We start from the raw sequence: 740 nt of genomic DNA on the forward strand, positions 1-740 counted from the left end.
TACGGCTCCGGCTACGGCGGCAACGCCCTGCTCGGCAAGAAGTGCTACGCCCTGCGTATCGCCTCCGTCATGGCCCGTGACGAGGGCTGGCTCGCCGAGCACATGCTGATCCTCAAGCTCACCCCGCCGCAGGGCGAGTCGAAGTACGTCGCCGCGGCCTTCCCGTCCGCCTGCGGCAAGACCAACCTCGCCATGCTGGAGCCCACGGTCTCCGGCTGGACGGTCGAGACCATCGGCGACGACATCGCCTGGATGCGCTTCGGCGAGGACGGCCGCCTCTACGCCATCAACCCCGAGGCCGGCTTCTTCGGCGTCGCGCCCGGCACCGGCGAGCACACCAACGCCAACGCCATGAAGACCCTGTGGGGCAACTCCGTCTTCACCAACGTCGCGCTCACCGACGACGGCGACATCTGGTGGGAGGGCATGACCGAGGAGACCCCCGCCCACCTCACGGACTGGAAGGGCAACGACTGGACGCCGTCCTCCGACGCCCCGGCCGCCCACCCCAACGCCCGCTTCACCGTCCCGGCCGCCCAGTGCCCGATCATCGCGCCCGAGTGGGAGGACCCCAAGGGCGTGCCGATCTCGGCGATCCTCTTCGGCGGGCGGCGCGCGAGCGCGGTCCCGCTGGTCACCGAGTCCTTCGACTGGAACCACGGCGTGTTCCTCGGCGCCAACGTGGCCTCCGAGAAGACCGCCGCCGCCGAGGGCAAGGTCGGCGAGCTGCGCCGCGACCC

General features: G+C 71.1%; 1 protein-coding gene. It reads left to right on the top strand.

Annotated features, from left to right (window positions below; all coding sequences use genetic code 11):
- Positions 1–740 (top strand): phosphoenolpyruvate carboxykinase domain-containing protein (locus tag G6W55_RS38000; protein ID WP_175525103.1); only part of this gene is annotated, 740 nt, incomplete at both ends.

Source organism: Streptomyces sp. CAI-85 (assembly GCF_013363615.1).
Classification (GTDB): domain Bacteria; phylum Actinomycetota; class Actinomycetes; order Streptomycetales; family Streptomycetaceae; genus Streptomyces; species Streptomyces antibioticus_B.